The following is a 14,611-nucleotide window of genomic DNA, read 5'->3' on the forward strand; positions in this document are numbered from 1 at the left end:
TCAACCGGAGCTCTTGTGGGAGCGAGCTTGCTCGCGAAGGCAATATCAGATTCAACATCATCCTTGACTGACAATCCGCTTTCGCGAGCAAGCTCGCTCCCACAGGTCTCGGGCATTACGCCTCTTGGCCTGCTTGAGCCCCGGCCAAAGTCGGATAGTCCGTATAACCACGCTCGTCGCCCTGATAGAACGTCGAGGCGTCAGGAGTGTTCAGCGCCTGGCCCTGTTTGAACCGTTCCACCAGGTCCGGGTTCGCCAGGAACGGCGTGCCGAACGCCACCAGGTCCGCTTCGCCACGGCTGATGGCCGTGGCGGCGCGTTCGGCGCTGTAGCCGCCATTGGCAATGTACGTCCCGCCGAAGCGACGCTTGAGTTCCAGGAAGTCGAACGAGCCTTCGCCCAATTCCACGATGTGAAGGTAGGCGAGGCCATAGCGGCTGAGCATCCTGGCCGTGTAGTCAAATGTTGCTTGCGGGTTGCTGTCGCTCATCGAGAAGTAACTGAAGATCGGCGACAGGCGTACGCCGACACGGCTGGCGCCGAAGACTTCGATCACCGACTCGACCACTTCCTTGAGGAAACGGGCGCGATGCTCGACCGAACCGCCGTAGGCATCGGTGCGTTGGTTGGTGCCGTCACGCAGGAACTGATCGATCAAATAGCCATTGGCGCCGTGGATCTCCACGCCGTCGAAACCGGCCAGCTTCGCGTTGACGGCGGCCTGGCGGAAGTCGGCGACCACGCCGTGGATTTCATCGAGTTCCAGCGCCCGTGGCAGTTCGTAGGGCTTGGGGCCTTCGGGGGTATAGATCTCGCCATCGGCCTTGATCGCCGAGGGGGCGACGGGTTGGGCGCCGTTGACTTGCACCAAAGGATGGGAAAGACGGCCCACATGCCAGAGCTGCAAAAAGATCTGCCCACCCTCGGCATGGACCGCATCGGTCACCTGTTTCCAGCCGGTGATCTGCTCAGGGGTAAAGATCCCCGGCGTTCTCAGGTAACCCTTGCCCTGGGCCGACACCTGGGAGCCTTCGCTGATGATCAGGCCGGCGCTAGCCCGTTGGCTGTAGTACTCGGCCATCAAGGGCGTGGCGGCATCGCCAGCGCCTGCACGGCTGCGGGTCATCGGCGCCATGACCATGCGGTTTTTCAGGGGCAGCTTGCCGACTTGAGTACGGGACAACAGAAGATCGAGACCGATGTCAGTCATGATTCACCTCTAAGGGATCGGGTATGAATGAGGGATTGAGTCGAGGGTCGGTCAGGCCAACCGACCCTCTTGTTGCAAAAGGGCGCCGATGCGCTGGATTTCTTTCTCGCCTTTTTCCAGGGCGGCCTCGCTGGTGTGCACCGAGTAGTAGCCCATCACCAGGCCATGGGGATGCTTGACCGCCGAACCGAGCACAAAGGAAGTCGCGCCCCGGGCAACGATGTCGATGGCCGCGCCGGATTCTTCGAACACCACCATTTCCCCGGCATTGACCTTGCCGTTGGCGCTGAGGCCGCCGCTGTTGACCGCCAGCCAGGCGACGGTATGCCCGGCCGGCGGCGTGTAGCGCCAGTGCTCGTTGTCCTGCAACTGCACGGCGAGGTAATTCATGCCTGCCGGGGAGGCGACGCTGCTGCGGGCTGCGCCGTATTCGCCAAGCAACACCAGCGCCGGACCTTCACGGGGAATCTCGGAAGGGGCCAGGTAGACGCTGCGGGCCGGAGAATTTTCTTCTGCCGCCGGCAGCGCAACCCAGAGCTGGAAGCCTTGGATCGGCGAACCCGCAACCGGTCGAGCGGTGTGCCATACGCCGTTGCCGGCCTGCATCCACTCCATGCCGCCGCTGGGCAGGGTGCCGGACTGGCCGGTGGTGTCTTCGTAGATCACTTGGCCTTCGATCATGTAAGTCAGCGTGGCGATCCCGGAATGCGGATGCATGCCGAAACCTCTTTGCAGGGCATCGGCGTTGAAGGCGAAGTGATCGAGAAACACGAATGGCTTGCAGAGCTGGCCCAGGTCGCCGGGGCTCATGAGCCGGGTGATTGGCCCATGGCTGCTGCCAGCAGTGCGATGGACGATGGCGCGGGGTGGCGCTGCGACGATGCTGTTCATGGGATTTGCCTCCGAATCATGGGCGTTGGACCTCGATGGGCGAAGGATAAGTGCCTGCCAATGGTTTGATTAGTCGATACAATCGGATTGAACTCATCCATAAATCGAAGGAATGTGCGCGCCATGCTCGATCTCAACGATGTTGCGCTGTTCGTCCAGGTGGTTCGCAGTGGCAGCTTCGCTGAAGCGGCCAGGCGGCTGGGCATGCCTTCGAACACGGTCAGCCGACGGGTCCAGCAGTTGGAGGCGCAGTTGGCGTCACGACTGCTGCAGCGCTCGACCCGCAAGCTCACGTTGACCCATGCGGGCCAGGGATTCTATGAGCGTTGCGTGGACGCTGTGGACGGCTTGATGGACGCAGGGCAGGAACTGATGATGGACGGCGAAGCGCCTAGTGGCCTGGTGCGCATTGCGGCGATGGCGGATTTTTTCGATTTCTTCCCGATGGAGTGGGTGGCCGACTTTTTAGCCGCGCATCCGCGAGTGCAACTTGATTTCGTGCTCAGCGATGCCCGGGTCGACCTGATTGCCGACCGCATCGACGTGGCCTTTCGCGGCGGTCCGTTGCAGGACTCGGGGTATGTCGGTCGCCAACTGCTCAGCAATGACGGCGACGGCATGGTTGCCAGTCCTGCCTACCTTGCCGCACGTGGCGCACCGCGTTCGCTGCAGGACCTGGCTCACCACGACGGCGTGAGCTTCGCCCAGCCCAGCGGCCTGACCGACTGGCGATTCGTCGGTCCGGGCGGCATTGAGGAGCACGTGCAGATCGCCAGCCGATTCCACGCCAACACCGCCCAAGCGTTGCGCCGGGCGACCGTCGCCGGCCTGGGCATCGCCGTGTTGCCAGGGGCGCTGAGCCGCCTCGACCTGGAAGCCGGAAGGCTGGTGCGGGTGCTGCCGCAATACCAACGCATCGGCTTCGGCCTGAATGTGCTCTATCCGAGCCGGCGGCAGTTGCCGCTGGCGGTTTCGGCGTTCATCGGGTTGGTGATGGAGAAGCTGGAACTCAAGGCGTTTCCGGCGCGGATGCAGTGAGTGAGTCACTCAGGCCGGCGTCGTGGCGGGATAAGCCATTGTCTGCCGCACCGGAATACCGTGGCGAGGGAGCTTGCTCCCGCTGGCTGCGCAGCAGCCTAAAAAAGCTGAACGCTATCCGCCTGACTGGCCGCGGTGACGGGTTTGGGGCCGCTGCGCAGCCCAGCGGGAGCAAGCTCCCTCGCCACAGGTTCCCGTTATCAAGTCCAAATGAGACGCGCCTTGTTGCCGTGACCATCCCACCCGCGCAGTAGCCCATTTTTTTCCTTCCCAGCAACGACAAAAACCCTCGTTTCGCAAATCCCCGCCTGCCAACACAATCGCCTCGACACCTCATCTCGATCACCGCAACCGCAGAACAACAAGAAAACCAAACCCGAGGCGGCGCCATGCCCGCCTGAATCAAACCTACTGCCGGAAGTGCACAGACATGCCCGATGAAACCCTACGTATCGATACGCTTGTGATAGGCGCCGGCCAGGCCGGCGTGGCCATGAGTGAGCACTTGAGCCGTCAAGGTGTGCCTCATCTCGTCGTGGAGCGAAGCCGCATTGCCGAGGCCTGGCGCACGGCGCGTTGGGATTCCCTGGTGGCCAACGGGCCGGCCTGGCATGACCGCTTCCCAGGGTTGGAATTCGAAGGGCTCGACCCGGATGCCTTCGCGACCAAGGACCAAGTGGCCGATTACTTCGAAGCCTATGCCCGTAAGTTCAACGCACCGATCCGTACCGGCGTGGAAGTCAGGGGCGTCGAGCGTAATGTCGGCCGGCCGGGCTTCACTGTCGAAACCTCCGAAGGCCAGATCGAAGCGATCCATGTGGTGGTCGCCACCGGGCCTTTCCAACGGCCGGTGATTCCACCGATTGCGCCGGATCTGACGTCGGTCACCCAGCTTCACTCGGCCCAGTATCGCAACCCCGGGCAATTGCCCGAAGGGGCCGTGTTGGTGGTGGGTGCCGGGTCGTCGGGGGTGCAGATCGCCGATGAGCTGCAGCGCGCCGGCAAGCAGGTCTATCTCTCGGTGGGTGCCCACGATCGTCCGCCACGGGCCTATCGCAATCGCGATTTCTGCTGGTGGCTGGGCGTGTTGGGCGAGTGGGATGCGGAGGCGGTCAAGCCGGGCAAGGAGCACGTCACCATTGCGGTGAGCGGTGCCCGAGGCGGCCATACCGTGGATTTTCGCCGGTTGGCCCACGAGGGCATCACCCTGGTGGGGCTGACCCAATCGTTCAACGGCAGCGTGGTGACCTTCGAACCGAATCTCGCCGAAAACATCGCTCGTGGCGACGAAAACTACCTGGCGCTGTTGGATGCCGCCGACGCCTACATTGCCCGCAACGGCCTGGACCTGCCCCTCGAACCTGAGGCCCGTCACTTGCTGCCCGACCCGCAATGCCTGACCCAGCCGATCCTGGAACTGGACCTGTTGGCCGCCGGCGTGACCAGCGTCATCTGGGCCACCGGCTACTCGGTGGATTACAGCTGGCTGAAGGTCGACGCCCTCGGCGCCAATGGCAAGCCTCGCCATCAACGCGGCGTTTCCAGCGAGCCGGGCCTGTATTTCGTCGGCTTGCCCTGGCTGTCACGTCGAGGCTCGGCGTTCATCTGGGGTGTCTGGCATGACGCCCGGCACATTGCCGACCACATCGTGAAGCAACGCATTTACCTCGCCTACCAAGATGCCGCCCAGCGCCAGGCCCCGGCACTCGGTAGTGATTCGCACCGTTCGAAAACCAGTCTCTCGGGAGTCCGCTGATGCCTACTCACACACGTATTCGCATGTTCAACACCAAGGACACCTACCCGAACCAGACGCTGGACAACGACCTGTGCCAGGCCGTGCGCGCCGGCAACACCGTCTACGTGCGCGGCCAGGTTGGCACCGACTTCAACGGTCAACTGGTGGGCCTTGGCGATCCCCGCGCCCAGGCCGAGCAGGCCATGCGCAACGTCAAGCAATTGCTGGAAGAGGCCGGCAGCGACCTGAGCCACATCGTCAAGACCACGACGTACCTGATCGATCCGCGTTATCGCGAGCCGGTGTACCAGGAGGTCGGCAAGTGGCTCAAGGGCGTGTTTCCGATTTCCACCGGGTTGGTGGTCAGCGCCTTGGGCCAGCCACAGTGGCTGATGGAAATCGACGTGATCGCGGTGATCCCTGAATAAGGAGCGGAGCATGACCTTTTCCATCGTTGGACGCTGTGCCGAAACCGGCCAGTTGGGCATCGCCATCAGCTCCTCAAGCATTGCCGTCGGCGCCCGGTGCCCCTGGTTGCGAGCGGGGGTCGGCGCGGTGTCGAGTCAGAACATTACCCTGCCGGCCCTGGGGCCGCAGGTGCTCGATGAACTGGCCGGTGGCCAGGTGGCGCAAGCGGCGCTGGAGCGGATCCTGGGGCGTAACGGCTACAGCCAATACCGCCAGGTGGCGGTAATCGATGCCGAGGGCCGCACGGCGATGTTCAGCGGCGAACATACCTTGGGCACTCACAACGCCGTGGCCGGTGAGCAATGCGTGGCGGCCGGCAATCTATTGGCCAACGCTGCGGTGATCGAGGCCATGGTCACCGCCTTCGAGCAGGGCGGTGGCTGCCTTGCATCACGCTTGATGAGTGCGTTACAGGCCGGGCAGGCGGCGGGCGGGGAGGCTGGGGCGGTGCATTCGGCAGCGCTGTCGGTGGTCGATGACCTGACGTGGCCCGTCGTCGATTTGCGGGTGGACTGGGCCGAGGAAAACCCCATCGGCGAGTTGGAAAAGCTCTGGCTCGCCTATCAGCCGCAACTGCAGGATTACCTGACCCGCGCGCTCAACCCGACCCTGGCGCCGAGTTATGGAGTGCCGGGTGATGAGTGAGCTGCGCAGCCGGGCGTTGCTCGAACGGTTGGTGGGCTTTGCCACGGTCAGCCGCGATTCGAACCTGGCCTTGATCGAGTTCGTGCGCGACTACTTGCAAGGGCTGGGCGTGGATAGCGAGCTGATCTACAACGCCGAGGGAACCAAGGCGAACTTGCTGGCGAGCATTGGCCCGTCGGTGCCCGGTGGCGTGGTGTTGTCCGGGCACACCGATGTGGTGCCGGTGGACGGGCAGGCCTGGACGGTCGATCCGTTCCGACTGACCGAGATAGACGGAAAATGGTTCGGGCGCGGTACGGCGGACATGAAGGGATATCTGGCTTCGGTGCTGGCGGCGGTGCCGATGTTTCTGTCCAGCCCGCTGAGCCGGCCGGTGCACCTGGCGTTTTCCTATGACGAAGAGATCGGTTGCCTGGGCGTGCGCAGCCTGTTGGAGGTGTTGCCACAACGCATCCCTCAACCGGCCTTGTGCCTGATCGGCGAACCCACCCAACTCCGACCGGTGTTGGGGCACAAAGGCAAGTTGGCGATGCGTTGCCATGTTCGAGGCGCGGCCTGCCATTCGGCCTATGCACCTTACGGTGTCAACGCCATCGAGCAGGCCGCGCGCCTGATAGGTCGACTGGGCGAGATCGGTGCAGAGCTGGCCGAGCCGTCACGGCACGACCCACGCTTCGACCCGGCGTTTTCCACGGTGCAGGTCGGGGTGATCCAGGGCGGTACGGCATTGAACATTGTTCCGGCCGATTGCCGTTTCGACTTCGAAGTGCGCGCCTTGCCGGATTTCAATCCGCACGTGGTGGTCGAGCAATTGCAAGGTTATGCGCGACAGACCCTGCTGCCGGCGATGCAGGCGGTGGCGGGGGATACGGCGATCCGTTTCGAGCCGCTGTCGGCCTACCCGGGCCTGGCCACTTCGCCTGAAAGCGCGGCCGCCCAATTGGTTGCGCGACTGTGCGGCAGCGACGCTTTCAGCACCGTCGCCTTTGGCACCGAAGGCGGCCTGTTTCACCAGGCCGGCGTGCCGACGGTGGTCTGTGGCCCCGGCAGCATGGACCAGGGGCACAAGCCCGACGAGTACGTGAGCGTTGAACAAATGGCTGCCTGCGATCGCTTGATGGATCGGTTGGCGAGCTATCTCAGTGAACCCAATGGTCCGTGACCAGGAGATGCCGAGGTGAACGATTTCCGTTGCAGGAAAATGCTGGCGGCCCGTCATGCCGCCATCAACGAATGGGCCGACCAGAGCCTTATTGCTGTAGACCACACCGCCCGCGCTTACGGCCACCCTTGAGTCCCGTCGCCGGCTCGTGCGGGCGAGCCGGCATTTTCGAGGAACCGCTCCATGTCCAGATCCTTGCGTTGCAATATTGCGTGTGCATTGGCGTTGTTGAGTTCCAGCGTCATGGCCGCGCCCCAGAGCTTGACCGTGATTTCCTTTGGCGGTGCCACCAAGCAGGCCCAGGACAAGGCCTACTTCCAACCCTTCAACGCCAGCGGTGCAGGAAGCATTGTGGCCGGCGAATACAACGGTGAGCTGTCGAAGATCAAGGCGATGGTCGCGGCCGGTCACACCAGTTGGGACGTGGTCGAAGTGGAAAGCCCGGAGCTGTTGCGGGGCTGTGAGGAAGGCTTGTTCGAAAAGCTCGACCTGACAGGCCTTGGCGACCCGGCGAACTATGTGCCGGGTGCGCTCAATGAGTGTGGTGTCGCCACCTATGTGTGGTCGATGGTCCTGGCCTATGACCAGACCAAGCTCGCCAAGGCACCCAGGTCCTGGGCGGATTTCTGGAACGTCGCCGAGTACCCGGGCAAGCGCGGCCTGCGCAAGGGGGCCAAGTACACCCTGGAGATCGCCTTGCTGGCCGATGGGGTCAAGTCCCAGGACTTGTACAAGGTGTTGAACACTCCCCAAGGCGTATCCCGGGCCTTCGCCAAACTGGACCAGATCAAGCCGAACATCCAGTGGTGGGAGGCCGGCGCGCAACCGGCGCAATGGCTGGTGGCGGGGGACGTGGCGATGAGTGCGGCCTACAACGGGCGTATCGCGTCGGCGCAGAAGGAAGGCATGAAGTTGAGCATTGTCTGGCCCCAGAGCCTGTACGACCCGGAGTACTGGGCCGTGGTCAAGGGCACCCCGAACAAGGCCCTGGCCGAGCAGTTCATTGCCTTTGCCAGCCAGCCGCAGGCCCAGAAGGTATTTTCGGAAAACATCCCTTATGGGCCGGTGCACCGCAAGACACTGGCGTTGTTGCCGACGGCGGTACAGGAACAGTTGCCCACCGCCGAGGCCAACCTGGCTGAAGCCCAAGCCGTGGACGCGGAATTCTGGGTCGATCATGGCGAGGAACTGGAACAACGGTTCAATGCCTGGGCGGCTCGCTAGACAGCGAACCGCGCTTTTGACGAGCCCCGCTTTGTGTATGGCGGGAGAGTGGGTGGGGCATTCAAACCCCATTCACTTGCAAAGACCGACCTGTGGCGAACACAGCCTTTTTGTGGCGAGGGAGCTTGCTCCCGCTGGGCTGCGCAGCAGCCCCAACGCGTTCACCGCGGTGTGCCAGGTTGATTGGGTCAGCTTGTTTTGGGGGCGCTTCGCACCCCAGCGGGAGCAAGCTCCCTCGCCACAGGGTCTAGTGTTTGACTGGGCGGTGGTGTGGGTTATTCAAAATCCATTATTGGCGACCACCAACCTGTGGCGAACCCCGTTTTTTTGTGGCGAGGGAGCTTGCTCCCGCTGGGCTGCGCAGCAGCCCCAACGCGTTCACCGCGGGGGGGCAGGTTGATTGGGTCAGCTTGTTTTGGGGGCGCTTCGCCACCCCAGCGGGAGCAAGCTCCCTCGCCACAGGGTCTAGTGTTTGACTGGGCGGTGGTGTGGGGCATTCAAACCCCATTCACTTGCAAAGACCGAACCTGTGGCGAACACAGCCTTTTTGTGGCGAGGGAGCTTGCTCCCGCTGGGCTGCGCAGCAGCCCCAACGCGTTCACCGCGGTGTGCCAGGTTGATTGGGTCAGCTTGTTTTGGGGGCGCTTCGCAGCCCAGCGGGAGCAAGCTCCCTCGCCACAAGGATTAATGTCTGGCGGGGTGGTGGCATGGGCATCAGGCCAGCCATTGCTTGAACTGTTCTTTGCAGTAATCCACGAACAATTGGGCCGGTTTGGTCAGGTGGGCGCGCTTGAGCCAGCCGGCCACCAGCGCCGAACCGGTCACGTCCTCGGCGATGTCGACGCACACCAGGTGCTGCCCGTCGTAGGTGCAGGTGGAGTGCGGGCGGGTCACCAGTACGGCGAAGCCGAAGGACTGGCCGACCATGCCTCGGACCATCTCGATGGACGGCGAGCTGAACACAATGTTGGGCGTCAGGCCCAGCTCTTCGAAGATGCTCACGAAGTAGGTGCGACTGGGCTGTACGTCCAGCAGGATCATCGGTTCGAGGGCCAGGTCACGCAGCGACACCTGGGCCTGATCGGCGAAGCGATGGCCCGCCGGCAACAGCGCATAGGGGCGTTGCGGTGCCGTCAGTGCTTCGGTCTCGATGGTGCTGTCGAGGTCGTGTTCATAGAAGATCGCCAGGTCGAAACGCCCCCCCGTCAGGCCTTGTACCAGCTCCTGTTGTTCGCCATCCTGTACGCGAATTTCCACCCCGGGAAAGCGCTCGCGGAAACCGGCGATCAGCCGCGGCAGGTAGAGCGGGGCGACGGTTTCGAAGCAGCCGATGTCGATCTGCCCGCTGACCACGTCGTTGTCGGCCAGCGCGTTCTGCTCGAACTCCCGGGCCATGCGCAACAGCTCCTGGGCCTTGCGGTAGAAACGCGCGCCACCGGGCGTCAACGATACGCCCTGGGCGTGATGACGAATGAGCAGTTGCACGCCGAAACTGTCTTCCAAGCCCTTGATGGCGGTGGCGATCGACGGTTGGGCGATGTACAGCTTGCGGGACGCTTCAGCGACGCTGCCACATTCGACGGTGGTGACGAAGTACTTCAGCTGACGCAAGGAATAGGACGCCACGGCACACCTCGATCCGGATGATTTCTGCCTACCTTACCTTGTGCACAAGGCGTAAGGGGCGGGCATTGCTACGGATTTTGCTGGGCAGTGACGATATTCAACCTGGCTTGGGGACGTGCGCCTAAAAAAAACGCCTGCCCAAGTATCGTTGGCAGGCGTCCGGGAAAGACCGGCGCAGAAAGGAGGGACTGGCCGGGGTCGGATACGGGGCTCAGGCCACCGGAATCGATGGGTCGGCCGCGGCCAGGGCGGCCGCGCGATCAGCCGCCGGCGGATAGATCCACACGGTGTTGATCTGGGTCTTGAGCTCCTTGGCTTCTTGCCCGACCAATTTGAGTTGGCGATCCCAGCCTTCGGTATACACCGCGCCCCAGGCACCGAGGTCCAGGCAGGTCACGTACTTGGGTTGGCTGTAGGCTATCGGCGCGACGCCCAGCAAGTCGGCCGCGACGTTATTGCCGGCATAGCGGCCCAGGGCGATGGCGTGCTGGCAGGACATCGCGGCGTAGTTGCCCAGGGTGTCGGTGGCGGCGTAGGCCACGTCACCGGTGGCAAATATGTCGTTCTGGCCCAGGACTTTCAGGTTGGCATCGACGTGCAGGCGACCCTGGCGATCACGGGTGCCGGGAACCTGCTGGGTCAGCGGACTGGCGCGGAACCCCACGGTCCAGATCACGGTATGGGACTCGATACGCTGGCCGCTCGACAGGGTAACGCCACCGGCATCCACCGACTCGACCGAGGCGTTGAGGACCCATTCGATACCCAGGTGCTCGGACGCTTCGACAATGGACGGACGAATACCGTCGCCCAACGCTGCGCCGATCTGCGGTCCGCGATCCACCACGATGACACGGATGTCCGCGTCCTCGCCGAGGACAGCGCGCAGGCGTGCGGGCATTTCGGTGGCGGTTTCGATCCCGGTAAAGCCGCCGCCAGCCACCACCACCGTGTTGCGGGCCGGGCTGTCTGGCAGATTTTTCAAGGATTTGAGGTGGGCCTCGAGACGGGTGGCCTGTTCGATTTCATCAACGTCGAAGGCGTGCTCGATCATGCCTTCGAGGTCAGGGCGAACCAGTTGGCTGCCCGCCGCGAGCACCAGGCGGTCGTAGCCCAGGGTGCCCTGGGTGCCGAACACATCCACGTAGCCAACCCGCTTATTGTCGACATCGATACTGCTCGCCGAGCCTTGGACGAATTTCACGCCCACCGCGTCGAACAGGTCACCCAGCGGTGCGGCCATGGTATGGACGTCTGGCTCGTAGAAGCGAGGTCGGATGCGCAGTTCAGCCTGGGGGGCCAGGACGCTGATCTGCACGTCATTGCGATCGTGTTGGTCCAGTAGGCGGGCGGCGCTCAATGCGCTCCAGACTCCGCCGAAACCTGCGCCAACAACCAGAATATGTTGTTTCATGATGAGCTCCCGAAGACAAAATCGATACGTTGATTTGTTTAACTGTTTCAGCGTGACCGTGTCGCGAACTACTCCAAAAATGCCGGGCTTCAATGAATTGATATCGAGCACATTCAGTTTCGGTTCGCTGTGGGAAAGCTTATTGGCAGGACCTGTGTTTAACACTTCTACATAAGGTCATCGGGGCTATGCCTGGGTAGGGGTGATCTATACGAAGGTATGAAGGGGCGCAGTGGTCAAGCAGACCGGGTGAGTACCGACTCGATGCAGGCGATCAACTCAGCGCAGTCAAAGGGTTTCGGGAAAAATGCCACTGGCTTGGGTGCAGCAACGCTGACACGAGGGGGGACGCCGGGATATCCAGTGATGAAGATGATCGGGATAAGAATGCCCAGGGTCGCCAATCGATCGTACATTTGAATACCGGTCATGCCGGGCATTTGAACATCCGATATCAGGCACGCCGTGCTTTCAAGTTCACCAAAAGATAGAAAATCCAAGGCGCTGGCGTATGTTTTAACTTGGTAACCATGGGAACGTAACAAGCCATCCAATGCAATTCGAACTGACTCATCGTCATCAATGATTGAAATAATTGCCGTGTTGGACATGTCGATACCTGGAGGTGATATCAGGTAGCCATAAAGGCGCCCGTGTCACTGCAAGATACGCCGTCCGATGGTTCCGCCAAGTATACGTGGGTATGAACTTTCTAATGCTTGCCGCGCAGTTCCAACACCTGGGCCATGCGCACCAGATCGGCGAACGAGCGCGCGCACATCTTGCGCATGGCCTGGCCGCGGTGAATTTTTACGGTGATTTCACTCAAGCCCAGTTCCCCGGCGATCTGCTTGTTCATCAGGCCCGACACCGCCAGCGCCATGACCTGCTGTTCCCGGGGCGTCAAGGTGGCGTGACGGTCAAGCACTTGCCGATGGCCGCGTTCGGACTCGCGCCGCTGGCGGTCCTGGTGATGGGCGGCGGTCACGGCGTCGATCAGGTCTTGTTCGCGGAACGGTTTGGCGAGGAAGTCCACGGCACCGGCTTTCATCGCCCGCACGGTCATGGCGATGTCACCGTGACCGGTCATGAACACGATCGGCAATAGAACATTGGCGGCGGCCAGCTGCCGTTGGCAATCCAGGCCGCTGGTACCTTGCAGCCGGACATCCAGCACCAGGCAACTGGGCACGTCTGGCCTGGGATGGCCCATGAACTGCGCGACCGAACCGAACAGATGGACCTGCAGGCCGATGGAGCGCAGCAGGCTACCAAGGGATTGGCGCAGCGGTGCGTCGTCGTCAACGATATAGACGATGGGGCCGTTGTCGATGACCGGGCTCGTTATGGCGTTCATTGGCTGCTTGCCGACAGAGCGGTGCAAGTGAGCCGTGGCAGCGCGAACCTGAACGAGGTGCCTTGGTCGGCCTCGCTGGTCGCCCAGATCCTGCCGTCATGGAAGTCGATGATGGAGCGGCAGATGGAGAGGCCCATCCCCAGGCCGTTTTCCTTGGTGGTAAAAAACGCATTGAACAATGACGGCAGGACCTCGGGCGCAATGCCGGTTCCGTGGTCGGTCACCTCCAGCAGCACTTCGTCATTCTCCGTCCAGGTGCGTATGTGCAGAGTTCGTTCGTGGACCTTGACCCCATCCATGGCGTGGCAGGCATTGATGATCAGGTTGATGATCACTTGCTGCAGTTGTACCCGGTCCGCGCTGATCCGGCCATCGGGCGCTGCCAGGTCCACCTTCGTCCGGACTTTATGATGCGCCAGTTGCTGCTGGACCAGGTTCAGCGTCTCGCGAACGATGTCGTCCAGTCCCTCGGGTTGGCGCAACGGATCGCACTTGCGCGACAGCGCCCTGATACCGCTGATGACCTCGCTGGCGCGACAGCCGTTGGCGACGATCCGATCGAGACAATCCAAGGCTTCCCCAAGGTCCGGCTTGGGGCGTTCGAGCCACCGGCGGCAGGCCTCGCCGCTGCTGGTGATGGCCGTCAGCGGCTGGTTGACCTCGTGGGCAATGGACGCGGCCATTTCCCCCAGGGAGGTCAAGCGCGTGACGTGGGCCAGTTGGCTCTGGGCGCGGAACAGCGCTTCTTCGGCCTGCTTGCTGGCCGTCACGTCCATGAGTGCGCCGAGGTACTGGCATCGGCCGTGTTGGAGCAACAGGGGGCTGGCGATCATGTGGATGTGCTTGATGCGTCCATCCGGCATCAGCAGGCGTAGCTTGACCTCGATCTGCGGTTCGCCAGCGGCGGCCTGTAGGAAAACCCCACGAGCCAACTCCAGGTCTTCAGGGTGGGTGCGCTCGAGCATCATCGACACTGTCGGTGTCTTGTTGGGCGGGTACTCGAAGATCCTTGCCGACTCTAGCGACCAGGACAGCGCTTGCCGATCACCGCGAAAGCCCACACTGCCGGTCTGGCTCAGGCGCTGGGCGCCGATCAGGTAGACCTCGTTGTGCCGTAGATTGTCGCAAGCCCGCTTGCTGCGCAAGGCCAGGAAGGCGATCGCCGACAATGCAGTCAGGCAGCGGAAGAAGCCGGTGGTCGATTCCCAGCGGTGATAGCCGCCGTTGTACAAGAACATCGCGGTGAGCAGGCCCATGCACATCAGCGCGACGGTGATCACCAGGTTGATGGAAAACAGGTTGGCTGCCATTAACAACAAGGTGATGTACAGCAGGGTCGGGGCCAGGTCGGAATGGGTTTCGGAATTGATGATGAAAATCCCGCAGGCCACCACCAGGCCCACCGCCCAGCCCAGGGCATTGACCAGTGGGTGGGTGCTGATGCCCATCGACGGCCGAGACCCACCCTGGCTTGGCGTGTATCGCAGGCTGTCATAGACATGCTTGAGCATCGCGGAGGGTAGGGGCACGCTGGCAGACCTTCTGTTATTACATGGTCTCGCTCTGGGATGTCGGGGGCAGAGCATCGGTTCGTATCTTACGAAGCGCCGCTTTGCTTGAGGTAGGACATAAAACCCTGAAATTCCGCCAGGCCGTGACAAAGAGGGGGCCGCTGCGCGGCCCAGCGGGAGCAAGCTCCCTCGCCACAAAGTGCACTGTTCGCCACAGGTTGGGGGCGCAAATAATGGGATTTGAACAATCCACGCCATCGGCCAACAAAACACAAACCTGTGGCGAGGGAGCTTGCTCCCGCTGGGGTACGAAGCACCCCCAATCCA

Annotated in this window: 13 protein-coding genes; 6 read left to right on the top strand and 7 right to left on the bottom strand. The window is 62.4% G+C overall.

Annotated features, from left to right (window positions below):
- Positions 1–115 precede the first annotated feature (115 nt).
- Both J3P88_RS14925 and J3P88_RS14930 read right to left on the bottom strand, forming a co-directional pair.
- Complete coding sequence (locus J3P88_RS14925; RefSeq protein WP_434576174.1) at positions 116–1,210, bottom strand: alkene reductase; 1,095 nt, start codon at positions 1,208–1,210, stop codon at positions 116–118.
- Positions 1,211–1,261: 51 nt separating this feature from the next.
- The gene (locus J3P88_RS14930; RefSeq protein WP_186705805.1) at positions 1,262–2,101 is read right to left on the bottom strand and encodes a pirin family protein; all 840 of its coding nucleotides are present in this window, start codon (positions 2,099–2,101) and stop codon (positions 1,262–1,264) included.
- Positions 2,102–2,224: 123 nt separating this feature from the next.
- Here J3P88_RS14930 and J3P88_RS14935 point away from each other — a divergent pair, with 123 nt between their 5' ends.
- The 6 genes from J3P88_RS14935 (at position 2,225) to J3P88_RS14960 (ending at position 8,376) form a co-directional block, all read left to right on the top strand.
- Positions 2,225–3,139 carry a LysR family transcriptional regulator gene (locus J3P88_RS14935; RefSeq protein WP_434576176.1) on the top strand — a complete coding sequence of 305 codons (915 nt, stop codon included), beginning with the start codon at positions 2,225–2,227 and terminating at the stop codon, positions 3,137–3,139.
- A gap of 430 nt (positions 3,140–3,569) precedes the next feature.
- Entirely contained in the window at positions 3,570–4,895 is a 1,326-nt protein-coding gene (locus J3P88_RS14940) for a flavin-containing monooxygenase (RefSeq protein ID WP_434576178.1), read from the top strand.
- Entirely contained in the window at positions 4,895–5,305 is a 411-nt protein-coding gene (locus J3P88_RS14945; protein ID WP_003201555.1) for a RidA family protein, read from the top strand. Before J3P88_RS14940 ends, J3P88_RS14945 begins: the two co-directional genes overlap by 1 nt.
- Before the next feature lie 10 nt (positions 5,306–5,315).
- A complete protein-coding gene (locus tag J3P88_RS14950) occupies positions 5,316–5,990 on the top strand; it encodes a DUF1028 domain-containing protein (RefSeq protein ID WP_186729291.1) in 675 nt (224 codons plus the stop codon).
- Positions 5,983–7,152, top strand: coding sequence for an acetylornithine deacetylase (gene argE / locus J3P88_RS14955; protein WP_434576181.1), 1,170 nt, complete (start codon positions 5,983–5,985; stop codon positions 7,150–7,152). Before J3P88_RS14950 ends, argE begins: the two co-directional genes overlap by 8 nt.
- Positions 7,153–7,395: 243 nt before the next feature.
- Complete coding sequence (locus J3P88_RS14960) at positions 7,396–8,376, top strand: ABC transporter substrate-binding protein (protein ID WP_434576468.1); 981 nt, start codon at positions 7,396–7,398, stop codon at positions 8,374–8,376.
- Between the two features lie 714 nt (positions 8,377–9,090).
- Here J3P88_RS14960 and J3P88_RS14965 read toward each other — a convergent pair.
- The 5 genes from J3P88_RS14965 to J3P88_RS14985 form a co-directional block, all read right to left on the bottom strand.
- Positions 9,091–10,002 carry a LysR substrate-binding domain-containing protein gene (locus tag J3P88_RS14965; protein WP_186705812.1) on the bottom strand — a complete coding sequence of 304 codons (912 nt, stop codon included), beginning with the start codon at positions 10,000–10,002 and terminating at the stop codon, positions 9,091–9,093.
- A gap of 211 nt (positions 10,003–10,213) precedes the next feature.
- On the bottom strand, positions 10,214–11,416 hold the full coding sequence (locus tag J3P88_RS14970; protein ID WP_434576183.1) for an NAD(P)/FAD-dependent oxidoreductase: 1,203 nt from the start codon (positions 11,414–11,416) through the stop codon (positions 10,214–10,216).
- Positions 11,417–11,652: 236 nt separating this feature from the next.
- Positions 11,653–12,027 carry a response regulator transcription factor gene (locus J3P88_RS14975; RefSeq protein WP_186705814.1) on the bottom strand — a complete coding sequence of 125 codons (375 nt, stop codon included), beginning with the start codon at positions 12,025–12,027 and terminating at the stop codon, positions 11,653–11,655.
- 101 nt (positions 12,028–12,128) lie between these two features.
- Entirely contained in the window at positions 12,129–12,773 is a 645-nt protein-coding gene (locus tag J3P88_RS14980; RefSeq protein ID WP_434576185.1) for a response regulator transcription factor, read from the bottom strand.
- Positions 12,770–14,221 (bottom strand): sensor histidine kinase, encoded by a 1,452-nt coding sequence (locus J3P88_RS14985; RefSeq protein WP_434576470.1) that lies wholly within the window; start codon positions 14,219–14,221, stop codon positions 12,770–12,772. The genes J3P88_RS14980 and J3P88_RS14985 overlap by 4 nt, the downstream gene beginning before the upstream one ends.
- Positions 14,222–14,611 lie beyond the last annotated feature (390 nt).

This window comes from Pseudomonas sp. Z3-6, assembly GCF_051131985.1.
In the GTDB taxonomy this organism is placed as follows: domain Bacteria; phylum Pseudomonadota; class Gammaproteobacteria; order Pseudomonadales; family Pseudomonadaceae; genus Aquipseudomonas; species Aquipseudomonas zanjanensis.